General features: G+C 69.1%; 23 protein-coding genes. 8 read left to right on the top strand and 15 right to left on the bottom strand.

Annotated features, from left to right (window positions below):
• Positions 1-18: 18 nt before the first annotated feature.
• Genes sufC through ACFQ4H_RS23805 form a run of 5 tightly spaced genes read right to left on the bottom strand, consistent with a single transcriptional unit; the run spans position 19 to position 4,531 of the window.
• Positions 19-792, bottom strand: a complete 774-nt coding sequence (sufC, locus tag ACFQ4H_RS23825) for a Fe-S cluster assembly ATPase SufC (RefSeq protein WP_377574215.1) — start codon at positions 790-792, stop codon at positions 19-21.
• A complete protein-coding gene (locus tag ACFQ4H_RS23820) occupies positions 789-1,115 on the bottom strand; it encodes a non-heme iron oxygenase ferredoxin subunit (protein ID WP_377574268.1) in 327 nt (108 codons plus the stop codon). The genes sufC and ACFQ4H_RS23820 overlap by 4 nt, the downstream gene beginning before the upstream one ends.
• A gap of 26 nt (positions 1,116-1,141) precedes the next feature.
• Positions 1,142-2,287 (bottom strand): Fe-S cluster assembly protein SufD, encoded by a 1,146-nt coding sequence (gene sufD / locus ACFQ4H_RS23815; RefSeq protein WP_377574212.1) that lies wholly within the window; start codon positions 2,285-2,287, stop codon positions 1,142-1,144.
• Between the two features lie 49 nt (positions 2,288-2,336).
• Positions 2,337-3,767: a Fe-S cluster assembly protein SufB gene (sufB, locus tag ACFQ4H_RS23810; protein WP_377574209.1), complete on the bottom strand. Its 1,431-nt coding sequence runs from the start codon at positions 3,765-3,767 to the stop codon at positions 2,337-2,339.
• Positions 3,764-4,531, bottom strand: a complete 768-nt coding sequence (locus tag ACFQ4H_RS23805) for a helix-turn-helix transcriptional regulator (protein ID WP_377574207.1) — start codon at positions 4,529-4,531, stop codon at positions 3,764-3,766. The genes sufB and ACFQ4H_RS23805 overlap by 4 nt, the downstream gene beginning before the upstream one ends.
• A gap of 117 nt (positions 4,532-4,648) precedes the next feature.
• Here ACFQ4H_RS23805 and ACFQ4H_RS23800 point away from each other — a divergent pair, with 117 nt between their 5' ends.
• The gene (locus ACFQ4H_RS23800; RefSeq protein WP_377574205.1) at positions 4,649-5,614 is read left to right on the top strand and encodes a COX15/CtaA family protein; all 966 of its coding nucleotides are present in this window, start codon (positions 4,649-4,651) and stop codon (positions 5,612-5,614) included.
• Between the two features lie 666 nt (positions 5,615-6,280).
• On the opposite strand, the gene ACFQ4H_RS23795 is transcribed toward ACFQ4H_RS23800, so the two are convergent.
• Positions 6,281-6,616, bottom strand: coding sequence for a hypothetical protein (locus ACFQ4H_RS23795; RefSeq protein ID WP_377574203.1), 336 nt, complete (start codon positions 6,614-6,616; stop codon positions 6,281-6,283).
• A 256-nt stretch (positions 6,617-6,872) separates the two neighbouring features.
• Entirely contained in the window at positions 6,873-7,835 is a 963-nt protein-coding gene (locus tag ACFQ4H_RS23790) for a heme o synthase (protein WP_377574200.1), read from the bottom strand.
• 265 nt (positions 7,836-8,100) lie between these two features.
• Here ACFQ4H_RS23790 and tkt point away from each other — a divergent pair, with 265 nt between their 5' ends.
• From tkt to pgl, 6 genes are all read left to right on the top strand, one after another.
• Positions 8,101-10,239 carry a transketolase gene (gene tkt, locus ACFQ4H_RS23785; protein WP_377574197.1) on the top strand — a complete coding sequence of 713 codons (2,139 nt, stop codon included), beginning with the start codon at positions 8,101-8,103 and terminating at the stop codon, positions 10,237-10,239.
• A gap of 12 nt (positions 10,240-10,251) precedes the next feature.
• On the top strand, positions 10,252-11,430 hold the full coding sequence (gene tal / locus ACFQ4H_RS23780; RefSeq protein WP_377574194.1) for a transaldolase: 1,179 nt from the start codon (positions 10,252-10,254) through the stop codon (positions 11,428-11,430).
• Entirely contained in the window at positions 11,427-13,088 is a 1,662-nt protein-coding gene (locus ACFQ4H_RS23775) for a glucose-6-phosphate isomerase (protein WP_377574192.1), read from the top strand. The genes tal and ACFQ4H_RS23775 overlap by 4 nt, the downstream gene beginning before the upstream one ends.
• Positions 13,089-13,099: 11 nt before the next feature.
• Positions 13,100-14,635, top strand: coding sequence for a glucose-6-phosphate dehydrogenase (zwf, locus tag ACFQ4H_RS23770; RefSeq protein WP_377574189.1), 1,536 nt, complete (start codon positions 13,100-13,102; stop codon positions 14,633-14,635).
• Between the two features lie 161 nt (positions 14,636-14,796).
• Complete coding sequence (locus ACFQ4H_RS23765) at positions 14,797-15,852, top strand: glucose-6-phosphate dehydrogenase assembly protein OpcA (RefSeq protein WP_377574188.1); 1,056 nt, start codon at positions 14,797-14,799, stop codon at positions 15,850-15,852.
• Entirely contained in the window at positions 15,849-16,619 is a 771-nt protein-coding gene (gene pgl, locus ACFQ4H_RS23760) for a 6-phosphogluconolactonase (protein WP_377574185.1), read from the top strand. Before ACFQ4H_RS23765 ends, pgl begins: the two co-directional genes overlap by 4 nt.
• Before the next feature lie 45 nt (positions 16,620-16,664).
• On the opposite strand, the gene ACFQ4H_RS23755 is transcribed toward pgl, so the two are convergent.
• The 8 genes from ACFQ4H_RS23755 to rapZ all read right to left on the bottom strand — a co-directional run bounded on the left by ACFQ4H_RS23755 (position 16,665) and on the right by rapZ (position 23,718).
• Positions 16,665-17,009, bottom strand: coding sequence for an RNA polymerase-binding protein RbpA (locus ACFQ4H_RS23755; RefSeq protein WP_377574182.1), 345 nt, complete (start codon positions 17,007-17,009; stop codon positions 16,665-16,667).
• Between the two features lie 134 nt (positions 17,010-17,143).
• A complete protein-coding gene (gene secG, locus ACFQ4H_RS23750) occupies positions 17,144-17,404 on the bottom strand; it encodes a preprotein translocase subunit SecG (protein WP_377574179.1) in 261 nt (86 codons plus the stop codon).
• Positions 17,405-17,501: 97 nt separating this feature from the next.
• Positions 17,502-18,293, bottom strand: coding sequence for a triose-phosphate isomerase (gene tpiA / locus ACFQ4H_RS23745; protein ID WP_377574177.1), 792 nt, complete (start codon positions 18,291-18,293; stop codon positions 17,502-17,504).
• Positions 18,293-19,492, bottom strand: coding sequence for a phosphoglycerate kinase (locus ACFQ4H_RS23740; protein WP_377574174.1), 1,200 nt, complete (start codon positions 19,490-19,492; stop codon positions 18,293-18,295). The genes tpiA and ACFQ4H_RS23740 overlap by 1 nt, the downstream gene beginning before the upstream one ends.
• Positions 19,489-20,493: a type I glyceraldehyde-3-phosphate dehydrogenase gene (gene gap / locus ACFQ4H_RS23735; RefSeq protein ID WP_377574171.1), complete on the bottom strand. Its 1,005-nt coding sequence runs from the start codon at positions 20,491-20,493 to the stop codon at positions 19,489-19,491. Before gap ends, ACFQ4H_RS23740 begins: the two co-directional genes overlap by 4 nt.
• 286 nt (positions 20,494-20,779) lie before the next feature.
• Entirely contained in the window at positions 20,780-21,760 is a 981-nt protein-coding gene (gene whiA / locus ACFQ4H_RS23730) for a DNA-binding protein WhiA (protein ID WP_377574168.1), read from the bottom strand.
• Between the two features lie 54 nt (positions 21,761-21,814).
• Positions 21,815-22,792 carry a gluconeogenesis factor YvcK family protein gene (locus tag ACFQ4H_RS23725; protein WP_377574165.1) on the bottom strand — a complete coding sequence of 326 codons (978 nt, stop codon included), beginning with the start codon at positions 22,790-22,792 and terminating at the stop codon, positions 21,815-21,817.
• A complete protein-coding gene (gene rapZ, locus ACFQ4H_RS23720) occupies positions 22,789-23,718 on the bottom strand; it encodes an RNase adapter RapZ (RefSeq protein ID WP_377574162.1) in 930 nt (309 codons plus the stop codon). The genes ACFQ4H_RS23725 and rapZ overlap by 4 nt, the downstream gene beginning before the upstream one ends.
• A gap of 207 nt (positions 23,719-23,925) precedes the next feature.
• Between rapZ and ACFQ4H_RS23715 the strand changes: the two genes are divergently transcribed.
• Entirely contained in the window at positions 23,926-24,135 is a 210-nt protein-coding gene (locus tag ACFQ4H_RS23715) for an MbtH family protein (protein ID WP_377574159.1), read from the top strand.
• Positions 24,136-24,427: the final 292 nt, after the last annotated feature.

The following is a 24,427-nucleotide window of genomic DNA, read 5'->3' as shown; positions in this document are numbered from 1 at the left end:
CCGGCGGCACCCTTCTACTCAGGCTCGCGCCGCACCGGCTCCGGCCACGTACCGCTCGTAGCCCTCGGCCTCCAACTTGTCGGCCAACTCCGGCCCGCCCTGCTCGACGATCCGCCCGGCCACGAAGACGTGTACGAAGTCGGGCTTGATGTAGCGCAGGATCCGGGTGTAGTGGGTGATCAGCAGCAGGCCGGTCTGCCCGGTTTCGCCGACCCGGTTGACCCCTTCGCTGACCACCCGCAGGGCGTCGACGTCCAGGCCGGAATCGGTCTCGTCGAGGATCGCAATCTTCGGCTTGAGCAGTTCGAGCTGCACGATCTCGTGCCGCTTCTTCTCACCGCCGGAGAAGCCCTCGTTGACGTTGCGCTGGGCGAACGCCGGGTCCATCTGCAGCCGCTCCATCGCGCCGCGCAGCTCACCGGCCCAGGTCCGCAGCTTCGGTGCCTCACCGTCGATCGCGGTCTTCGCGGTACGCAGGAAGTTGGCCACCGAGACACCCGGCACCTCGACCGGGTACTGCATCGCCAGGAAGAGCCCGGCGCGGGCCCGCTCGTCCACGGACATGGCCAGCACGTCCTCGCCGTCGAGGGTCACCGAACCACCGGTGATCTCGTACTTCGGGTGGCCGGCGATCGAGTAGGCCAGCGTCGACTTGCCCGACCCGTTGGGGCCCATGATGGCGTGGGTCTCGCCCGCCCGTACGGTCAGGTCGACCCCGGCCAGGATCGGCTTCAGCTCGCCGTCGGGCAGCTTGACCGACACCTGCAGGTCACGGATCTCCAGAACACTCACGGGGTAACTCCATTACTTGGCGTAAGGCTGAGATAGATGTCGCCGTCGCGGATCTCGACGGGGTAGACAGGGACGGGTTCGGTGGCGGGCAGCCCGGTCGGCTCACCGGTACGCAGGTCGAAGCGGGAGCCGTGCAGCCAGCACTCGAGCGTGCAACCGTCGACCTCGCCCTCGGAGAGCGCGACGGCGGCATGCGAACACTGGTCGTAGATCGCGTAGACGCTGCCGTCCTCGGCATGCACCACCGCGATCTGGGTGCCTTCGACGTCGGCGCTGATCACGCTGCCCTTGGGCACGTCCTCGACCGAGCAGATCCGGATCATCGGGGAAGCCGCACCGAGGTCGCTCATCAGGCACCGGCCTTGGACAGCCGGGCCTCGATGGTCTCGCCGAGCCGGTCACGCAGTTCCTCGACCGGGATCTTGTTGACCAACTCGGCGAAGAAGCCCCGGACCACCAGCTTGCGGGCCTCGGCCTCCGGGATACCCCGGGCCATCAGGTAGAACAGCTGCTCGTCGTCGAACCGGCCGGTCGCGCTGGCGTGGCCGGCCCCGGCCACCTCACCGGTCTCGATCTCCAGGTTCGGTACGGAGTCCGCCCGGGCCCCGTCGCTGAGCAACAGGTTCCGGTTGATCTCGTACGTGTCGGTGCCGGTCGCGGCGGCCCGGATCAACACGTCACCCACCCAGACGGTGTGCGCGCTGTCGCCCTGCAACGCCCCCCGGTAGCCGACGTAGCTGCGGCAGTCGGGAACGGTGTGGTCGACGAGTTGCCGGTGCTCCAGGTGCTGCCCGGCGTCGGCGAAGTAGAGCCCGTAGAGCTCGGCCTCGCCGCCCCGACCGGTGTAGTCGACGCTGGTGAACTGGCGTACCAGGTCGCCACCGAGGGTGACCTGCACGTGCGTGACCTTGGCGTCCCGGCCGAGCCGGATCCGCAGGTGCTGGGCCTGGACCGCATCCGACGCCCAGTCCGCGACGGTGACCAGGGTCAGCTTCGCCCCTTCGGCCACCTCGACCTCGACGTTGTCGGCCAGCGTGACCGATCCGGTCTGCTCCAGCACCAGGGTCACCTCGGCGAACCGGCCCACCTCCACGAAGGTGTGCCCGAACGAGGCACCATCGGCACCGAGCCCGACCAGCCGGATCGTCACCGGCTCGGCCGGCCGGGTCTCCGGCGCGACCGCGATGACGACCGCCTCGCCCGCCTCACCGTGGGCCAGTGCGCTGATCCGGTCGAACGGGGTCAGCACGCTGCCGATCCGCGGGTCGCCCTCGTGCACCCCGCTGAACGTGACGCCGTCCGGCAGCGCGTCGAACTCGTAGCGCAGCTTGCCGGCGGTCGCGACGAACTTGCCGTCGGCCAGCCCACGCAGCCGTTTCAGCGGGGTGAAACGCCAGTCCTCCTCCAGCCCGGTGAGAGCCGGGAAGTCGGCGACATCGTACGAGCGCAGCACCTCTGACTTGGTCGTGGGCGGCGCGAAAGCCTGCGTAGTCATCTCATCCTTGCGTTCGTCTCGCGGACTCTCCGAGCGGGTACGGGCGGCGTCAGCCGACCGCGCCCTCCATCTGGAGCTCGATCAGGCGGTTGAGCTCCAGGGCGTACTCCATCGGCAGTTCCTTGGCGATCGGCTCGATGAAGCCACGCACGATCATCGCCATCGCCTCGTCCTCGCTCAGGCCCCGGCTCATCAGGTAGAAGAGCTGGTCCTCGCTGACCTTGGAGACGGTCGCCTCGTGCCCCATCGCCACGTCGTCCTCGCGGATGTCGACGTACGGGTAGGTGTCCGAGCGGGAGATGGTGTCGACCAGCAGCGCGTCGCACTTGACCGTGCTCTTGCTGTGGTGCGAGCCCTCCAGCACCTGCACCAGACCCCGGTACGACGTACGCCCACCACCCCGGGCGATCGACTTGGACACGATGGTCGAGGAGGTGTGCGGCGCGGCGTGCACCATCTTGGCGCCGGCGTCCTGGTGCTGTCCCTCACCGGCCATGGCCACCGAGAGCACCTCGCCCTTGGCGTGCTCACCGGTCATGTAGACGGCGGGGTACTTCATGGTCACCTTGGAGCCGATGTTGCCGTCGACCCACTCCATGGTGGCGCCCTCGTGGCAGACGGCGCGCTTGGTGACCAGGTTGTAGACGTTGTTCGACCAGTTCTGGATGGTCGTGTAGCGGCACCGGGCGTTCTTCTTGACGATGATCTCGACGACCGCGCTGTGCAGCGAGTCGGAGGAGTAGATCGGAGCGGTGCAACCCTCGACGTAGTGCACGTACGCACCCTCGTCGACGATGATCAGGGTCCGCTCGAACTGGCCCATGTTCTCGGTGTTGATCCGGAAGTAGGCCTGTAGCGGGATCTCCACGTGCACGCCCTTCGGCACGTAGATGAACGAGCCGCCGGACCACACCGAGGTGTTCAGCGCGGCGAACTTGTTGTCGCCGACCGGGATCACCGTGCCGAAGTACTCCTTGAAGAGGTCCTCGTGCTCCTTGAGCGCGGTGTCGGTGTCGAGGAAGACGACGCCCTGCTCCTCGAGGTCCTCACGGATCTTGTGGTAGACGACCTCGGACTCGTACTGCGCCGCGACACCGGCGACCAGCCGCTGCTTCTCCGCCTCGGGGATGCCCAGCTTGTCGTAGGTCCGCTTGATGTCCTCGGGCAGGTCCTCCCAGCTGGCGGCCTGCTTCTCGGTGGACCGGACGAAGTACTTGATGTTGTCGAAGTCGATCCCGGTGAGGTCCGCGCCCCAGGCCGGCATCGGCTTACGCCCGAAGAGCCGCAGCCCCTTCAGGCGCAGGTCGAGCATCCAGGCCGGCTCGCTCTTCTTGGCGGAGATGTCCCGCACTACGGCCTCGTTCAGACCGCGCTGGGCCGCCGCACCGGCCACGTCGGAATCGGCCCAGCCGTATTCGTAGCGGCCCAGAGCGGCGAGCTGCTCCTCCTGGGACATGGGCGGGACGATCTGCTCGGTCATCTATCTGTCCTCACAGTGGTGACTGTCTTACCGGTCTGAGCACGCCCGGATTGAGCTGGAATGTGCGTGGTGCACACCCCGTCGCCGTGCGCGATGGTGGCCAGGCGCTGCACATGGGTGCCGATCAGGCGGGAGATGACCTCGGTCTCGGCCTCGCACAGCTGGGGAAACTCGGCGGCCACCTGCGCCACCGGGCAATGGTGCTGGCACAGTTGGCCACCCGAGGCGATCGTGGACGCGTTGGCAGCGTAGCCCTCGGCGGTCAGGGTGGCGGCGAGTGCCTCCGCCCGGGCCAGGGGCTCGTCGGCTGCGTCGGCCAGGGCGGCCTGGCAGCGCGCCTCCAGTGCCGCCACCTGCTCGGCGGCGAAGGCCGCCACGGCCTGCGCACCCCCCTGCTGGGCGATCCAGCGCAGGGCGGCGGTAGCCAGGCCGTCGTAGGTGTGGGTGCCACAGCGTCCCCGCGCCGCGTCGGTGAGCAGGAAGACCCTGGCGGGTCGTCCCCGCGTACGACGACCGCGCACCGACTGCTCACGGGAGATCACGTCTCCGTCGGCCAGCATCGCGTCAAGGTGCCGACGGATCGCGGCCGAGCTGAGGCCCAGCTCCGCGCCGAGCTGTGCGGCCGTGGCCGCGCCGTGCTCCAGCAGCAGTTGGGTCACCCGGTCGCGGGTGCGAAGATCGGCCCCGGTGGCAGCGGGTACGGCGGCACCGACGGCCTGGTCGGCCGCCGACTCACGCTCGGAGAGCACCGCCGGGTTTTTCACAACGCCAACGTTACGTATTTGGGTGGGCACCCGCAAATCCATCCCCTGGTGATCCACACCACCGGGGGACGGACTCCACCCGCAGTGACAAAAACTACAACGCGTAGGATTCGCGACGTGAATCAATTCGGCGAGATTCTAGGCAGGCCACGCCTGCTGAGCCGCCTCGCACTGGCCTCGATCATCGCCAACGTCGGTATCGTCGTCACCGGCGGCGCCGTACGACTCACCGGGTCAGGGCTGGGCTGCCCCACGTGGCCCCGCTGCACCGAGGACTCCTACGTCACCACGCCCGAAATGGGCATCTATGGGGTGATTGAGTTCGGCAACCGGCTGTTGACCTTCGCAGTCGGGCTGATCGCGCTCCTCGGGGTGCTCTCCGCGCTGGCCCAGCGCCCCCGGCGCAAGTCACTCGTTCATCTCTCGATCGCCGTGTTCCTGGGCATCCCGGCGCAGGCCGTCATCGGCGGGTTCACCGTGCTCAGCAACCTCAACCCCTGGGTGGTCGGGCTGCACTTCCTCGCCTCGATAGCGGTCATCGCCGCGGGTTACGCCTTCTGGCGCGAGACGACCGACACCGGCACCGCGGCCCCGCCGGCCGTGCCCGCCCCGCTGCGTACGCTGGCCTGGCTCACCACCGTGGTCAGCGCGGCCGTGCTGGTGGTCGGCACCTGGGTCACCGGAAGCGGGCCACACGCCGGCGACCAGAACGCCAAACGCATCGACATCGACCCCGAGTCGCTCTCGCAGGCACACGTCGACCTGGTCTTCCTGCTGCTCGGCCTCTCGATAGCGCTGTGGTTCGCGTTCCGTGCGGTCGGTGCCGAGCGGGCGGCGCGGGCCGCCCTGGTGCTGATCGCAGTCGAGCTCGGCCAGGGCCTCATCGGCTTCGTCCAGTACTTCACCCACCTGCCCGGCATCCTGGTGGGCCTGCACATGTTCGGCTCCTGCCTGGTCTGGCTGGCCACCCTCGCGGTGCTCTGGGCCGCCGCGATCCGCCGGCCAGCGGCCGCCGCTTCCCCGGCCCCGACCGCCACCTCGCCCGCCGACTCCGATCAGCAAACCCCACTGGCCGTACGCTGACCCGAACCCCTCGGCCAGACCTCGGCCCGTGACTTCCGTGTTGGAGTCACGGGCCGAGTGCCGTCCGGCCCGGTCCGTGGACGCGCTGGTGAACCCTGCGTTCTCGTGCAGCGTTCGTTTACGGCCGGCTCTCTCGTCGCCTGTCGAGCTGGTAGCGCCAACGACTCGCCCGGTGGTGGCGCACCAACTGCTGACACCCCGAAGGGCTGAGCGGTCTCCGAAATACCGAACGGGTCGCCGAAGGCTAAGCAGCTCCGAACACTGAACGGGTCTCCGATGGGCTGGGCGGTCTCCGACCGCACGGGGCGACGGTCCTCCCGCCTCGTTTGCGGGGTGACGATCAGCCCGCCTCGTTTGCGGGCTGACGATCAGCCCGCCCCGTCTGCGCCAGCAGCTCGACAGGCTCCTCGGCCACTGTCCGGATACGGCACCCCGTCCCGGTGCCGGTCGCGAAATGGGTGCGCCGCCCGCCCAATGGTGGTGGAAAAAGAGTGGCGGGAGGAGAGGATCCCCAGGCCGCCCAGATCACCGGCTCGGCGGCTGCTCCCAGGTCCATCAACGGAGCCAGCAACAACCGTTCGTCGTCATCCAGCTCAGGCAGCGCGGCACAGGTGACCAGCGCGATGCTGGCCGGTCACACAGCACCGCCTGGCTGTCGGACGGCATTCAGCGGGCCAGCGTCCGCCGGGCCATCGAGCGCCACAGGTCGTTGCTCGGGCGCATCTGATCCATCAGCTCGCGCTCCCACTCGTTCTCCACGTCCACCCCTGCTCGGACGCAGGCCAGCCGTGCCACGTCGGTGCCCTCTGCGAACTGGTCCGCCCAGGCGCCGTCCCCTCCCACCAGGACGATCCGGGCACCCCGCTTGCCGACGTACTCGATGACCGCCTTTGCGCCGCCGTGCCCGGCGGCGAATGCCCGAATGCCGGCAACCAGGCCGCTCGGAGACTGGGTCACGACGGCCTGATCGGCCGTCAGCGTCGTATCGGAACCATCTGCCATAGCGCGAAGCGTAAGCAGAGCTCCGTTCGCGTGCGTCCCAGCTCCCGATTATTTGTGACGCCTATTACCTCGTCACTGCCCAGGTCAGGGCGGGAATTTTGGGTGGTTTATCCCGCTTTATCCCGATATAGCAGCCCGGCGAAGCGGGGCAAAGGCCTTCTGGGGGCAACTAAATCGGCTCATGGTGAAATATTTGTTGTTTTTATGACAAAGCAGACAAACAAGACATTTCACCGCGAACAATTGCGAAATATACTCAGATCAACGCATCGAGTGCAACTGCTGCAAACAGGATGGTGAGGTAGGTCGTCGACCAGTGGAACAGGCGCATCGGTTTGATCGCCTCTCCCCGACTGGATCGACGCGCCAACCGGTGGGCCTCCAGCAGGAAGACCGCCCCCACCACCACTGCGGTGATCCCGTAGATCGGGCTCATCCCCAGCGGCCACACGACCAGTGACGACAGCACAGTCAACCAGGTGTAGACGAGGATCTCCAGGTTGACCCGCCGGACCGAGGCCACCACGGGCAGCATCGGGATCCCGGCGCGGGCGTAGTCGACCTTGTACTTGATCGCCAGGGCGTAGAAGTGCGGCAACTGCCAGAAGAAGACCACCGCGAACAGTGCCCACGCCGCCGGCGGCAGCGACCCGGTGACCGCGGCCCAACCGATCAGCACCGGCGCCGCCCCACAGATGCCACCCCAGAAGGTGTTCTGTGCGGTGGTGCGCTTGAGCCACAACGTGTAGACGAGGTCGTAGTAGGCGATCGACGCAACGGTCAGGACGGTGGCCAACCAGTTGGTGAAGGTCGCCATCAGCGTCACCGACACCGCCGCCAGCACCAGCCCGAAGATCAGCGCGTTACGCGGAGCCACCACATGGGTCGGCAACGGCCGCCGCTTGGTCCGCCGCATCAACAGGTCGATGTCCCGGTCGATGTAGCAGTTCAGCGCACTGGCCCCGCCGGCGGCCAACGCGCCACCGACCAGCACGACGAGCGTCAGCCACAGCGACGGCAGCCCCTGCGCAGCCAGCATCATCGCCGGCACGGTCGTGACCAGCAGCAACTCCACGATCCGGGGCTTGGTGAGCGAAACATAGGCCCGGATCACCGCCCCGGCACCGCCGCTCTGTCGACCCCGGGTGCCGACTGCCACCTCGGTGGCGTTCGGGGCACTAGGGCCGGTGGCGACAGGAGGCTCGGTGATCATGCTCACGAACTGCCAACCTTCCAGCGTCGGCGCGGGAGTTTCGGATCAGCGGCGACCGGTCCCGATCTGCACGCCGACCGACAGCCTACGCGGCGACATTTGCGCTGCCCGGGCGACCCGTCAACGGTGCCCGTCATCACACGTCCACGCCGATCCGGTCGCTCTTCGCAACGCTGCCTAGACGGCATACACGATCCGCGGGCGTACGTTTAGGGACGATCGCTAGGGTCAACAGTGAGGGTTCCGCCCACTGCCAAGGAGCACAGAGAACGTGGCTGCCAACAGTCCCACGCAAGACCCATTGAACTGGTCCGATCTCGACCGCCGCGCCGTAGACACCGCCCGTGTCCTGGCCATCGACGCCGTGGAGAAGTCCGGCAACGGTCACCCCGGTACGGCGATGAGCCTGGCACCCGCCGCCTACCTGCTGTTCAACAAGGTCATGCGGCACGACCCGTCCGCCCCTGACTGGACCGGCCGGGACCGGTTCGTGCTCTCCGCCGGCCACACCAGTCTCACCCTCTACGTCCAGCTCTTCCTCGCCGGCTACGGACTCGGCATCGAGGACCTACGGTCGCTGCGCCAGTGGGGTTCGCTGACCCCGGGCCACCCCGAGCACGGACACACGGCCGGTGTGGAGACCACCACCGGGCCACTGGGCCAGGGTGTGGGCAACGCCGTCGGCATGGCGATGGCCGCCCGTCGTGAGCGGGGACTGCTCGACCCGGACGCCAAGCCCGGCACCTCCGTCTTCGACCACCACATCTGGTGCATCGCCTCGGACGGGGACATCGAGGAGGGCATCAGCCACGAGGCCAGTTCGCTGGCCGGACACCAGAAGCTCGGCAACCTGACCCTCATCTACGACGACAACGAGATCTCCATCGAGGACGACACCCGCATCGCCAAGAGCGAGGACGTGGCCGCCCGCTACGCCGCGTACGGGTGGCACGTACAGACCGTCGACTGGCGGGCCGGTGACCCGGACGACGGGCACTACAAGGAGGACCTACAGGCGCTGTACGCCGCGCTGATGGCCGCGAAGGCCGAGACCGAGCGGCCCTCGTTCATTGCCCTGCGTACCATCATCGGCTGGCCCGCCCCGACGAAGCAGAACACCGGAAAGATCCACGGCTCCGCGCTCGGTGCCGACGAGGTGGCCGCCACCAAGGAACTGCTCGGCTTCGACCCCGCGCAGCACTTCGCGGTGGACGACGAGGTGCTGGCCCACGCCCGCGAGGTGCTCCAGCGGGGCCGGCAGGCACGCGCGGAATGGGATCAGGCGTACCAGGCCTGGGCGCTGGCCTTCCCGGAGCGCAAGGCGCTGCACGACCGGCTGGCCGCTCGTGCGCTGCCGGCGGGCTGGACCGAGGCGCTGCCGACCTGGCCGGCGGACGCCAAGCCGATCGCCACCCGGGCCGCCTCCGGCAAGGTGCTCAACGCCCTCGCCCCGGTGCTGCCCGAACTGTGGGGCGGCTCGGCCGACCTGGCCGAGAGCAACAACACGACCATGGAGGGCGAGCCCTCGTTCGTGCCCAGTGAGTACGCCACCAAGGCGTTCCCCGGCCACGAGTACGGTCGCACGCTGCACTTCGGCATCCGCGAGCACGCCATGGGCGCGATCCTCAACGGCATCGCCCTGCACGGCGGCACCCGGCCGTACGGCGGCACCTTCCTGGTCTTCAGCGACTACATGCGTCCGGCGGTCCGGCTGGCCGCGCTGATGAAGCTCCCGGTGACCTACGTCTGGACGCACGACTCGATCGGCCTCGGCGAGGACGGCCCGACCCACCAGCCGGTCGAGCACCTGACCTCGCTGCGGGCCATCCCCGGCCTGGACGTGGTACGCCCGGCCGACGCCAACGAGACCGCCATCGCCTGGCGGGAGACGCTGCTGCACACCGACCGGCCCACCGCGCTGGCCCTGACCCGACAGAACCTGCCGGTGCTGGACCGGGGCACGCTGGCCCCGGCCGACGGTACGGCCAAGGGTGGCTACGTGCTGGCCGAGGCCTCCGACGCCCAGCCGCAGGTGATCCTCATCGGCACCGGCTCCGAGGTGCAGCTCTGCCTCACCGCCCGGGAGCGGCTGGAGGCCGAGGGCACGCCCACCCGGGTGGTCTCGATGCCCTGCCAGGAGTGGTTCCGGGCGCAGGACGAGGCGTACCGCGAGTCGGTGCTGCCACGTGGCGTACGGGCCCGGGTCAGCGTCGAGGCCGGGATCGCGATGTCCTGGCGGGACCTGGTCGGTGACTGCGGCGAGAGCGTGAGCCTGGAGCACTACGGTGCCAGCGCGCCGTACAGCGTCCTCTACGAGCAGTTCGGATTCACTCCCGACCGGGTCGTGGCCGCCGCCCACGCGTCGCTCACCCGGGTCGGTCAGATCACCGGCACCACCACCGGCAACTGAGGGAGCGAGGGAATGACTGACAGGTTGGGTGAGCTGACCGCCGCGGGTGTCGCGGTCTGGCTCGATGATCTTTCCCGGGTACGGCTCAGCTCCGGCGGGCTCGACCAGCTACGTCGCGAGAAGCACATGGTCGGGGTGACCACCAACCCGACCATCTTCGCGAAGGCGCTCAGCGACGCTGACGAGTACAACTGGCAACTGCGCGACCTGGCCCGACGCGGCGTGACCGTCGAGGAGGCGGTCCGGATGCTCACCACGTACGACGTGCGCTGGGCATGCGACGTGATGCGTCCCGCGTACGACAACTCCGGCGGTGTCGACGGTCGGGTCTCGATCGAGGTGGACCCCCGGCTGGCGTACGAGACCGAGCAGACCGTGGCCGAGGCCAAGGCCCTGTGGTGGCTGGTCGACCGGCCCAATCTCTACATCAAGATTCCGGCGACCGAGGCCGGGCTGCCGGCCATCACCGCGACGCTGGCCGAGGGGATCAGCGTCAACGTGACCTTGATCTTCGGGCTGGACCGCTACACGCAGGTGATGGAGGCGTTCCTGGCCGGGCTGGAGCAGGCCCGGGCCAACGGGCACGACCTCAGCCGGATCGGGTCGGTGGCGTCGTTCTTCGTCTCCCGGGTCGACACCGAGGTCGACGCCCGGCTGGAGAAGATCGGTACGACCGAGGCCAGGGCGCTGCGGGGCAAGGCGGCGATCGCCAACGCCCGGCTGGCCTACGAGCGCTACTCCGAGGTGTTCTCCTCGGACCGGTGGCAGGCGCTGGCCGACGCCGGCGCCCACCCGCAACGCCCACTGTGGGCGTCGACCTCGACCAAGAACCCCGACTACCGGGACGTGGTCTACGTCGAGGAACTGGTCGCGCCGGGCACCGTCAACACCATGCCGGAGCCGGTCATCCACGCGTACGCCGAGCACGGCGAGACCCGGGGTGACACCGTCAGCGGCAACTACGACGACGCCCGTAAGGTCCTGGCCGACCTGATCGCCCAGGGCATCGACTTCGACGATGTGATCAATACCCTGGAGCGGGAGGGCGTGGAGAAGTTCGCCACCAGCTGGCAGGAACTGCTCGTTGGCGTCCGCAAGTCCCTCGAAGCGGCAACGCACGGTGAAAACAGGCCCAACACGGCCGCCCAGGAGTCGGCTCGGGCTGCACAAGCGGCGGGAGGAAACGCGTGAGCAGGGCAACGAGCGACCTGTTGGACGGCCCGGTCGAGGCATCGGCCGGGTTGGCCGTGTACGGCGCGGAGGCGGTGGACCGCTCCGCCGCGGCCTCCACCCGGGCGGCCCTGGTGGCCGACAACGCGCCCGGGCGGCTGGCGGACAAGGACCCGACCCTGTGGGGGCCGGACGCGCAGGAGGAGGCGAAGATCCGGCTCGGCTGGGTAGACACCTTCCGGCGCAGCCGGGAACTGCTCCCCCAACTCGCCGAACTGAAGGCCGAGTTGGGTGACCTCGACCATGTGGTGCTGGCCGGGATGGGGGGCTCCTCGCTGGCCCCCGAGGTCATCGCATGCACCATGGGCCGGCCGCTTACCGTGCTCGACACCACCGACCCCGGTCAGGTCCGGGCCGCGATCACCGACCGGCTCGACCGTACCGTCGTGGTGGTCGCCAGCAAGTCCGGCTCCACAGTGGAGACCGACAGCCACCGGCGCGCCTACTGGCAGGCGTTCCTCGACGCCGGTCTGACCGAGGCGGAGGCGGGGCGGCGGTTCGTCATCGTCACCGACCCTGGCTCCCCCCTGGCGGCGACCGCCGCCGACATGGGAGCGTTCGTGGTGCTGGCCGACCCGGAGGTGGGCGGCAGGTACTCCGCGCTGACCGCGTTCGGCCTGGTTCCGGCGGCCCTGGCCGGTGTGGACGTGGCCGCTCTCCTCGACGAGGCCGAGGCCCTGGCGGAGTCGCTGCCCCGGGACGGGGACAACCCCGCACTGGCGCTCGGCGCGGCGCTCGGTGCCGCAGCCACCACCGGCCGGGACAAGGTGGCGCTGGTCTCCGACGGCAGCGGCATCGAGGGCCTCGGGGACTGGATCGAGCAGCTGATCGCCGAATCGACCGGCAAGAACGGCATCGGCATCCTGCCGGTGGTGGTCGAAGGGCCGGACAGCCCCGGGGCGACCGGCGAGGACGTGTTGACCGTGACCTACGGCGGTGCGCTGGCGGCCGGGGCGGTTCCCGGCGGTGGGGTGAACCCGGACCTGGCCGTCAACGGCCCGCTGGGCGCGCACTTCCTCGCCTGGGAGTACGCCACGGCCATCTCCGGCGTCGTACTCGGCATCGACCCGTTCGACCAGCCCAACGTCACGGAGTCGAAGGAGAACACCAACCGGCTGCTGGGATCGGGCCTGCCGGTCGAGGCACCGGCGTTCACCGAGGACGGCATCGAGGTGCACGCCCCCGCCGGCGCACCGGGTGACCTGGCCGGCGTGCTGCGCTGGCTGGTCGACGGACTCGGCGACGACGGCTACCTTGCGGTCATGGCCTATCTGGATCGGTTCGCCGACTCAGCGGCGGCGAAGGTCCGTCCGCTGCTGGCTTCGGCCGGCGGTCGACCGGTCACCTTCGGTTGGGGACCGCGCTTCCTGCACTCCACCGGCCAGTACCACAAGGGCGGTCCGCAGGTCGGCTCATACCTGCAGATCACCGGCGCGGTCAGCGACGACCTGCCGGTGCCGGGCAAGGCGTACACGTTCGGGGAGTTGCAGGCGGCGCAGGCGGCCGGTGACCGGCAGGCCCTGGCCGAACGGCTGCGCCCGGTGGTACGGCTGCACCTGACCGACCGGGCGGCCGGGCTGGCCCAACTGCTCGACACGATCCGCAACCTGCGGCCCTGACAACGAGCGCGATGAGTGAGCGAGGAGACAGCGTGAACCCGCTGCGCGACCCGCAGGATCGGCGGCTGCCGCGCATTCCCGAACCATGTGCCCTGGTGATCTTCGGGGTGACCGGTGACCTGGCCCGCAAGAAGCTACTGCCGGCCGTGTACGACCTGGCCAACCGAGGCCTGCTCCCACCGGGGTTCGTGGTGCTCGGTTTTGCCCGCCGGGACTGGGGGGACGGCGACTTCGAGTCGCTGGCCTACGAGGCAGCCCGTAAGAACGCCCGTACCCCGTGGCGGGAGGAGGTCTGGGCCCGGCTGGCCGGCAACATCAAGTTCGTCGGCGGTTCGTTCGACGACGACGAGGCCTTCGACCAGCTGGCCTCCATGCTCGACGAGTTGCGCGCAACCCACGGCATCGCCGGAAACGCCGCCTTCTACTTCTCCATCCCCCCGGCGGCGTTTCCGGTGGTGCTCAAACAACTCGCCCGTACGGGCATGGCGGACAACGCCAAATCCGGCGGGTGGCGTCGGGTGGTGGTGGAGAAGCCGTTCGGTTTCGACCTGCCGTCGGCGAAGGCCCTCAACGAACTGGTCGACGACGTGTTCACCCGCGACGACGTCTTCCGGATCGACCACTATCTGGGCAAGGAAACCGTCCAGAACATCATGGCCCTGCGGTTCGCCAACAACCTGTTCGAGCCGCTGTGGAACACCAAGTACGTCGACTCGGTACAGATCACCATGGCCGAGGACGTGGGCATCGGCTCCCGGGCCGGCTTCTACGACTCGGCCGGTGCGGCACGCGACGTACTCCAGAACCACCTGCTGCAACTGCTGGCCCTGGTGGCGATGGAGGAGCCGACCAGCTTCGACGCCACCGAAATCCGGACCGAGAAGCTGAAGGTGCTGCGGGCCATCACCATTCCCCGGGACGTGGCCACCGGCACCGTACGCGGGCAGTACCTGCCCGGGTGGGTGGCCGGGGAGCGGGCCGTCGGCTACCTGGAGGAGCAGGGTGTGCCGCCCGACTCGACCACCGAGACGTACGTCGCGGTCCGGCTCGGCATCCAGAACCGGCGCTGGGCCGGGGTGCCGTTCTACATCCGCGCCGGTAAGCGGCTCCCGCGTCGGGTCACCGAGGTTGCCGTCATGTTCAAGCGGGCCCCGCATCTGCCGTTCAACCAGGCCGATGTGGAGATGCTCGGAAACAACCAGCTCGTCATCCGGGTCCAGCCCGACGAGGGCGTGGTCCTGAAGTTCGGCTCCAAGGTGCCGGGCACCGCCATGGAGGTCCGCGACATCGCCATGGACTTCCAGTACGGCGAGGCCTTCACCGAGGCGAGCCCGGAGGCGTACGAGCGGCTCGTGCTGGACGTGCTCATCGGTGACCGGACGCTGTTCCCCGACGCGGCCGAGGTCGAGCAGAGCTGGCAGGTGATCGACCCGCTCGAGGCGGCGTGGCAGGACACGACGCCCGACCCGTACCGGGCGGGCGAGTGGGGTCCCCGGTCGGCCGACGAGATGCTGGCCCGCGAGGGGCGGGCATGGCGGCGCGCGTGAGCGAGCGAACCAGCAGGCTCAGCAAACACTCACGGTGCCGCCGAGCACAGCGAGGTGCACCGTGAGCGAGCGAAGCGAGCGAACCAGCAGGCTCAGCAAACACTCACGGTGCCGCCGAGCACAGCGAGGTGCACCGTGAGCGAGCGAACCAGGAGGGTCCGTTGATCGGGCTGTGGGACACCACCGGCAACGAGGTGGTCAAGGCGCTGGCCGCCGAGCGACGGAGCGCCGGTGGGGTGGCCAGCGGAATGGCCCTCACGCTCATCGTGGTGGCCGACGAGAAGCACGTCCGGGAGGCCGAGGCCGCGGCGACCATAGCCGCTGCGGCCCACCCGTGCCGGCTGCTGGTCGTCGTACGCTCCGATGTGGAGCGGGACCGCGACCGGCTGGACGCCGAGATCGTGGTCGGCGGCCGGCTCGGCCCCTGCGAGGCGGTGGTGATGCGGATGTACGGCCGGCTCGCCCTGCATGCCGAGTCGGTGGTCATGCCGCTACTCGTACCCGACGTGCCCGTGGTGACCTGGTGGCACGGCGAACCGCCGGACGAGATCGCCACCGACTTCCTCGGGGTCGTCGCCGACCGGCGGATCACCGACGCCGCACAGGCGGCCAACCCGATCGAGGCACTGCGGCTGCGGGCCGCCGACTACGCACCGGGCGACACGGATCTCTCCTGGACCCGGATCACCCTCTGGCGCACCCTGGTCGCCGGCGCATTCGACACCGTGCAGGCACAGATCACCGAGGCCACCCTGGTCGCACCCAGGTCGGATCCGACGGCGGCGTTGATGTCCGGCTGGCTGACCGCCCGACTCGGGATCCGGCCGGTCTGGCAGGAGGCCGACCAGTTCCAACGGATGCGGTCGGTGGAACTGCGCTCCGCCGACGGGGACCAGCTGGTGTTGACCCGGGAGGACAGCACAGCCATCTTCCAGCGCACCGGGCAGAACGATCGGCAACTTCCGCTGGTTCGCCGGCCGCTCGGGGAGGAGTTGGCCGAGGAACTGCGACGTCTCGACGCTGACCAGATCTACGCGGAGGCACTGGCCGCCATGGCCGACACCCCCGGCCTCCAGCACCGCCCGGATCGTCGGGTGCACATCTGGAAGGATCCGGCGACCGCACACCGGGCGGAGGCGGGCATCAGCACACACGCCACGACGAACAAGTCGGGCGCCGGCACCTCGTACAACCTGTCCAGGGGCGGTGGCGCATGAGCGAGACGAGTGTGGTCGTACACGCCGATCCCGGTGTGCTCGCCCAGGCGGTCGCCGCCCGGCTGATCGTCCGGTTGATCGACGCCCAGGCCGAACGTGGGCATGCGGGGGTCGTACTGACCGGGGGACGGGTCGCCTCGGCCGTGTACCGCGCCATCGGGGAGCTGCCGGCCCGGGATGCGGTCGACTGGTCCCGGGTCGACGTGTGGTGGGGTGACGAGCGGTTCCTGCCGGCTGGTCACCCCGATCGAAACGAGACCCAGGCCCGTGAGGCGCTGCTCGACGTACTGCCGCTGGACCCGGCCCGGGTGCATCCGATGCCGGCGGCCGACGGTCCGGACGGCAACGACCCGGAGGCGGCGGCGGCCCAGTACGCCGCCACCCTGGCCACCGCGGCCCGGCCCGGTACGGCCGCACTCCCCCACTTCGACGTGCTACTGCTCGGGGTGGGCGAGGACGGGCATGTCGCATCCGTCTTCCCGGAGCACCCGGTGGCCTACGAGACCCGCCCGGTGAGCGCGGTGCGGGGCAGCCCGAAACCGCCGCCGATCCGGATCACGCTGACCCTGCCGGCGGTCAACACGGCCGACGAGGTCTGGCTCGTGGCGGCCGGGGCCGACAAGTCCAGGGCGGTGGGGATGGCGCTGGCCGGCGCCGGGCCGGTGCAGTTGCCGGCCGCCGGGGTCAGCGGCGTGGGCCGTACGCTCTGGTTGCTGGACCGGGCGGCGGCGGTCGACGTCAAGCCGACCTTCCGTAGCCTGCGCTGACTCCCGGCGGCTACGACGACGACAGGTCGACGCCGAGGCGGACGCTCACTGCCCGCCTCGGCGTTGCCGTAACGCGGCCAACGCCTCGGCGAGGATCGCCTCTCCGTCGGCGTCGCTGCGCCGCTCCTTCAGGTAGTCCAGGTGGGACTTGTAGGGCGTGCTGCGGGCCGGGACGGGCGGGTTGTCCGGGTCCAGGCCGGCTGGCTCGCCGCAGCGCGGACAGTCCCAGTTCTCCGGTGGCTGCGCCTCGGCCGCCAGCAGGATCTCGAGTTTGTGTCGCCTGGCGCACCAGTAGGTGACCGGACGACGGGGCGCTGGTTCACTCTTCTCCGGGAGCCGCGGTGGACCGGAGCCCACTCGACTGCCCCGGATGGCGCTGCCGTTCGACACGGCTGCTCGCTCCTGTCGTCGACTCGGATACCGCCATCGGCGATGGCGGAACGACACGGCGCAGCCCCGGAAACGACTGCGCGCGGCCCGCAGTAACGGGCCGCGCGCAGATTGTACGCCTTGTGGAGTGTTTGTCAGACCCCGCTGGCGGTCGCCAGCTTGAGCCAGAGACCCAGCCCGACAATGCAGGCAAACCAGACGATACCCACCAGAACGGTGTAGCGGTCCAGGTTCTTCTCCGCCACCGACGAACCGGCGAGGCTGGAGCTGACCCCACCGCCGAACATGCTCGACAAGCCGCCGCCCTTACCGCGATGCAGCAGGATCAGCATGGTGAGCAGCACGCTCGTGATGATCAGCAACACGACCAGCGTGTAAGCGAACCAGATCGGCATAGTAGGGGTCAGTCCTCTCGTCACGATCCTCGCCCGGCTGTCGACCGGACGCATCGGCACCGACCGGCGGGCGGGGCCCGTCAAGAATAGCGAGCACTCAGCGCGCGATGTGCTCCGGGAACCGACAGATTTGCACGAACTCCTCGGCGTCCAGGCTCGCCCCGCCGATCAGCGCACCGTCGACGTCCGGCTTGGCCATGATGCCGGCGATGTTCGCCGCCTTCACCGAGCCGCCGTACAGGATCCGGACCCGCTCCGCGGTGCCCTGGCCGTACGTCTCGACGAGCCGCTGGCGGAGCGCGCCACAGACCTCCTGCGCGTCCTCCGGCGTGGCCGTCTTCCCGGTGCCGATCGCCCAGACCGGCTCGTAGGCGACCACGACCTTCTCGACCTGCTCCGGGGTGAGCCCCTTCAGCGCGGCGTCGAGCTGGTCACAGCAGTGCGCCACGTGACCGAGCTGTTCACGCACCTCGAGCCCCTCCCCGACGCAGAGGATCGGGCTGAGGTCGTTGGCCAGCGCCGCCGCTACCTTGGCGTTGACCAGCGCGTCGTCCTCGTAGTAGTAGGCCCGACGCTCGGAGTGGCCGACCACGACGTACTGGCAGCCGAGCTTGGCCAGCATCGGACCGGAGATCTCCCCGGTGTAGGCCCCGCTCTGGTACGGCGACAGGTTCTGCGCGCCGTACCCGATCAGCAGCTTCTCCCCGTCGACCAGCGTCTGCACGCTACGCAGGTCCGTGAACGGCGGTAGTACGACCGCCTCCACGTCGGTGAGCTGCTGGTCGTTGAGGCTGAACGCCAGCTTCTGGACCAGCGCGATGGCTTCCAGGTGGTTGAGGTTCATCTTCCAGTTGCCGGCCATCAGCGGCCGACGCACGGGGGCAGCCATCACTTCTCCAGAGCGGCGATGCCGGGGAGGGTCTTGCCCTCCAGGTATTCCAGCGAGGCTCCCCCGCCGGTCGAGATGTGCCCGAACGACGACTCGTCCAGGCCCAGGGCGCGTACGGCTGCGGCGGAGTCCCCGCCACCGACCACGGTGAACCCGTCAACGGCGGTGATCGCCTCGGCCACCCCCCGGGTGCCGGCCGCGAACGCCGCCATCTCGAACACACCCATCGGGCCGTTCCAGAAGACCGTACGCGCTCCGGCGATCACCTCGGCGAAGGCCACCACACTGCGCGGCCCGATGTCCAGGCCGAGCCGGGTCTGCGGGATGTTGTCGGCGGGGACCACCTCATGCGCGGCGTCCGGCGCGAAGGCGGTGGCCGCCACCACGTCGACCGGCAGCAGGATCCGCCCGTCGGCCCGGGCCAGCAGGTCCCGGCAGGTGCCGATCATCTCGTCCTCGAGCAGCGAGGTGCCGACCTCGTGGCCCTGCGCCTTGAGGAAGGTGAAGCACATCCCGCCGCCGATCAGCAGCCGGTCGACCTTCGGCAGGAGCGCCTCGATCACCGCCAGCTTGTCGGAGACCTTCGAACCGCCGAGCACCACGACATACGGCCGCTCCGGCTCACCGGTCAGCTTGGACAGCACCTCGACCTCGCGGAGCACCAGCCGCCCCGCGAAGTGCGGCAACCGCGCCGGCACGTCGTAGACGCTGGCGTGCTTGCGGTGCACCGCGCCGAAGGCATCGTCCACGTACGCCTGCGCGAAGGCCGCCAACTGGTCGGCGAAGGCCTCCCGCTCGGCAGCGTCCTTGCTGGTCTCCCCCGGGTTGAACCGGAGGTTCTCCAGCAGGGCGACCTGCCCGGCGGCCAGCCCGTCGACCACGGCGCGGGCCGACTCACCGACGGTGTCCGAGGCGAACGAGACCGACGCGTCGATCAGCTCGCCGAGCCGGGCGGCGACCGGCGCGAGGGTGTACTTGGGGTCGGGCGCGCCCTTCGGGCGGCCGAGGTGGGAGACGACGATGACCGCCGCACCCGCCTCACGCAGTGCGGTCAACGTGGGCAGGACCGCGCGGATCCGCCCGTCGTCGGTGATTGCTCCGGACCCCTTGTCGATGGGCACGTTCAGGTCGGCGCGCACCAGCACGCGCCGACCTGAAACTCCCTCGGCAAGGAGGTCGTCGAGGGTGCGGATGCTCACAGCGAGCTGCCGACCAGCTTGACGAGGTCGACGAGGCGGTTCGAGTAGCCCCACTCGTTGTCGTACCAGCCGACGACCTTGACCTGGTTGCCGAGCACCTTGGTCAGCGGTGCGTCGAAGATGCAGGACGCCGGGTCAGTGACGATGTCGGCGGAGACGATCGGGTCCTCGTTGTAGGTCAGGATGCCCTTCAGCGGCCCCTCGGCGGCAGCCTTCATCGCGGCGTTGACCTCGTCCACGGTGGTCTCCCGGCCGAGTTCGACGGTCAGGTCGGTTGCCGAGCCGGTCGGGATCGGCACCCGCAGCGCGTAGCCGTCGAGCTTGCCCTTGAGGCCCGGCAGCACCAGACCGATCGCCTTGGCGGCACCGGTCGAGGTCGGCACGATGTTCAGCGCGGCAGCCCGGGCGCGACGCAGGTCCTTGTGCGGCGCGTCCTGCAGGTTCTGGTCCTGGGTGTAGGCGTGGATCGTGGTCATCAGACCACGCTCGACACCGAACGTGTCCTGCAGGACCTTCGCCATCGGCGCGAGGCAGTTGGTGGTGCAGGAGGCGTTCGAGATGATGGTGTGCTTCGCGGGGTCGTACTCCTCGTGGTTGACGCCCATCACGACCGTGACGTCCTCGTTCTTGGCGGGCGCCGAGATGATGACCTTCTTCGCGCCGGCGTCGACGTGTGCCTTCGCCTTGGTCGCGTCGGTGAAGAAACCGGTCGACTCGATGACCACGTCCACGCCCAGGTCGCCCCAGGGCAGCTTGGCCGGGTCCTTCTCGGCGTACGCCTTGATGGTCCTACCACCCACGGTGATCTCGTCGGCGGTCGCCTTGACCTCCTCCGGCAGCCGGCCCAGGATGCTGTCGTACTTGACGAGGTGGGCGAGGGTCGCGTTGTCGGTCAGGTCGTTGACGCCGACCACCTCGACGTCAGCGCCGGACGCCAGTACTGCCCGGAAGAAGTTACGGCCGATCCGGCCGAAGCCGTTGATGCCAACCCGGATGGTCACAGGTCCCATCTCCTCGCGTTTTCTGGTCCGTCGGCGTAAGCCGCTGGCCGACGGAAGTGGGTGCGTCGACCGTTGGAGCCGGCCGATGCCAATTCATCTCGGCCACCCCGCTGCGGTCCGGAGACCTGACCGCCCGAGGCGGTGAGTGCGGCGAGGAGGCCTGTTGCCGGCCCCGTCGCCGTACGCCTGCGACCCTATCGGAGCGAACGACGCCGCGCTGCGTCGGGGCGTAATCCCGTTGGTCGGATTCACCCGTCCGGCACCGACACCGGCAGCGATCCCCTGGTCAGACCGCCAGCATGTCCGGGGTGACCGCCGCTTCCGTGTCCGGGATCCCCAGGTCACGGGCCCGCTTGTCGGCCAGGGCCAGCAGCCGCCGGATCCGTCCGGCGATGGCGTCCTTGGTCAACGGTGGGTCAGCCAGCGCACCCAACTCCTCGAGTGACGCCTGCCGGTGCTTGAGTCGTAGCTGTCCGGCCGAGGTGAGGTGGTTGGGCGCGTCCTCGGCGAGGATCTCCAGTGCCCGGGTGACCCGGGCGGCGGCGGCCACCGCGGCCCGGGCCGAACGCCGCAGGTTGGCATCGTCGAAGTTGGCCAGTCGGTTGGCGGTCGCCCGTACCTCCCGGCGCACCCGCCGTTCCTCCCAGGCCAGCACACTGGAGTGTGCGCCGATCCGGGTGAGCAGGGCGGCGATCGCGTCACCGTCCTTCACGACCACCCGGTCGACCCCGCGTACCTCACGGAACTTCGCCGTGATGCCGGTCCGCCGGGCCGCGCCGACCAGCGCCAGCGCCGACTCCGGCCCGGGGCAGGTGATCTCCAGGGCGCAGGACCGACCCGGTTCGGTCAACGAACCATGTGCCATGAACGCGCCCCGCCAGGCCGCCACCGCGCAGCAGACGTTCGCCGCGACGACATGGGGTGGCAAGCCCCGCACCGGTCGACCCCGTACGTCGAGCAGCCCGGTCTGGCGGGCCAGCGCCTCGCCGTCCTTGACCACCCGCACGATGTAGTGGCTGCCCTTGCGCAGCCCGCCCGGGGCCAGCACATGGATCTCGCTCGGGTAGCCGTACACCTCGGCGATCTCCCGGCGTAGCCGGCGGGCGACCGCCCCGGTGTCCAACTCCGCCTCCACCACGACCCGTCCGGAGACGATGTGCAGGCCGCCGGAGAACCGCAGCAGGGCGGCCATCTCCGCCCGGCGGCAGCAGGGCTTGGGCACGTCAACCCGGCTCAGCTCGTCCTTGACCGCAGCCGTCATCGCCATTCTGTCGTCACCTCACGGGCCGGTTCCGGCATGCTGCCGGTATTTCGTACGTGCTTAACGATTGGCGCCCAGGACGGGCACCAGGGCGGCCCCCAGGGCGACAGGATCATGCCGGGGGGTGCCGTCCAGAACGGCCACCGGGGCGAGTACCAGACGAGCACCCAGCGATTCTGCCGCACGCTCGACTGGTTCGGGTTCACCGACCGCTTTCCCATCCCCCAATACCAGATCAATCTTCAGCTCGGGCAAATACCACCGCAACGCCGCAAGGTGGTCGGCGACCGACAGACCGAGGGTCTCCTTCTCCGCGGCAAGGTTCAGCGTGACCAGCCGCCGAGCCGGGCTGGACACGATCGCCTCCGCGAGTTCAGGCACCAGTAGATGCGGAATGACGCTGGTGTACCAACTCCCCGGACCGAAGATCAGCCAGTCAGCCTCGCCGACCGCCGTCACCGCTTCCGGACACGCCGACGGGTCGACCGGCACCAACCGTAACGATTCGACCTGCCCACTCGTTACGGCCACCTGGTGCTGACCTCGAACGACCCGTACCTCGTCCGGGCGGTCCGGCAGGACACCGCGTACCCGGGCCTCGATCCCGACCGGTTCGCAGGACATCGGCAGGACCCGGCCGACCGCGCCGAGCATGGCGGCGGCATGGTCGAGTGCGGCCACCGGGTCGCCCAGCAGCTCCATCAGTCCGCACAACAGCAGGTTGCCGACGGCATGCCCGGCCAGGGAGTCGGCCCCCGCCCCGCCGGGGCGACCGGCGGAGAACCGGTGCTGCAGGAGGTTGGCGCTCAGCCTCGTCGCCGGGTGGTCGCCGGCCAGTGCCACCAGCGCCTGCCGCAGGTCACCCGGGGGCAGCGCGTCCCGTTCGGCCCGCAGTCGCCCACTCGATCCACCGTCGTCACCGACGGTCACCACGGCGGTGATGTCCAGGTCGAGCTCCGGCGCACAGTGCCGCAACGCCCGCAGCGACGCGGAGAGTCCGTGTCCGCCGCCGAAGGCGACCACCTTTGTCCTCGTCATTCGCGTCCCAGGTCACGGTGCTGAGCGTTGGCTGAGAGCCGCACCTGGCGCAGCCGGGCGGCGAGTTCCTCCGCGATCGCCACGCTGCGGTGTTTCCCTCCGGTGCAGCCGACCGCGACGGTCAGGTAGCGCTTACCCTCCCGTTCGAAACCGGGCGCCGTGGCATTTATCAGACGGGCGTACGTCTCCACGAACGTCACCGCGCCATGCTGACCGAGCACGTACCGGCTGACCTCCTCCTCGCGGCCGGTGTGCTCGCGCAACTCGGGCACCCAGTACGGATTTGGCAGAAATCTAGCATCAAGCACGAAATCCGCATCGGGTGGTAGGCCGTACTTGAACCCGAAGGACAGCACGGTCACCTTGATCCGACGCGCGTCCTCGCCGCCGAACAACTCCTCCACCCGGCTACGCAGCTGGTTGACGTTGAGGTGGCTGGTATCGATGATCACATCCGCCTGCTCGCGGGCCTCCTCGAGCAGGCCCCGCTCCACCGCGATGCCGTCAGCCAGTCGACCGTCCCCCTGTAGGGGGTGCGAGCGCCGGACGCTCTCGAACCGGCGGATCAGGACCTCGTCGTCGGCATCCACGAAGACCACGCGGGGCTGGAAGCCGCGCTCCTTCAGCGCCCGGATCGCTCCGGCGAGATCGGTGGAGAACGCCCGACTCCGTACGTCGAGCACCATCGCGGTGTTCCGGGCCGCACCCCCGGCCTGGAAGGCCAACTCGGCCATGTCGAGCATGAGTGCCTGCGGCAGGTTGTCCACCACGTAGAAGTTGACGTTCTCCAGGGCACGTGCCACGGTGCTGCGGCCTCCGCCGGAGACCCCGGTGACCACGACGAGGGTCGTGTCCGACCGGGCCGGCTCCTCCGCCGGCGACGGTTCGCTCCGTACCGCTCCGTGCCCGACGTGCGCCTCGCTCACGCTGTCACCCCGCCCCGGTCGACCGTCACCGAGATGGAACCGCTGAGCCTGGTGCCTCGATCGCCCGGTTTGCTCACCTGGTCCCCCAAAAATGCTCGTATCCACGACCGTCGCGTCCATCATTGACCACTCCACGCACACCAGATCGATGTGTATAGTCGGCACCCACCGTCGCAGGCAGCTGAGCCGCATGTGGAGTGTGCCCCTGTGGAAGACGCCGAGGACCAGCGTCACTTTCGCGTAGTTATCAATGATGAAGACCAGTATTCTATCTGGCCAGTCGACTCCGACCTGCCACCGGGTTGGCGGCCGGACGGAGTAGTGGGCGACCGGGCAACCTGCCTGGCCCACATCGACGAGGTTTGGACAGATCTACGGCCACGCAGCCTCCGCGATTCACTGGCTGCCCAGAGCTGACCGAGAAACAGAGAAACGGGCGTCTCGATTGTTCGAGACGCCCGTTTTGCCATGTCCACCGATAAATGGACAACGCCATGCGGAAAAGGGACACCCGGCATCAAGATTCTCGATAGAATAACCAGGCGGAGCCGCTCAATCTGACAAAGCAGTATTTGACCGTTTTTAGGGCTCCCCAAGCGTCCAACATCCAGAAAGTATGCGGCTAACGCAGGACACGGCCGATCAACGCCAGATAGGTGCCGCTTTGTCGTAGCTAAGGCGGTCAAATCGGATCGTATCGCGTAATCCA

Origin of the sequence: Micromonospora sonneratiae (genome assembly GCF_042679305.1) — a bacterium.
Taxonomy (GTDB): domain Bacteria; phylum Actinomycetota; class Actinomycetes; order Mycobacteriales; family Micromonosporaceae; genus Micromonospora_H; species Micromonospora_H sonneratiae.
This window is presented reverse-complemented; position numbering and strand designations above follow the sequence as displayed.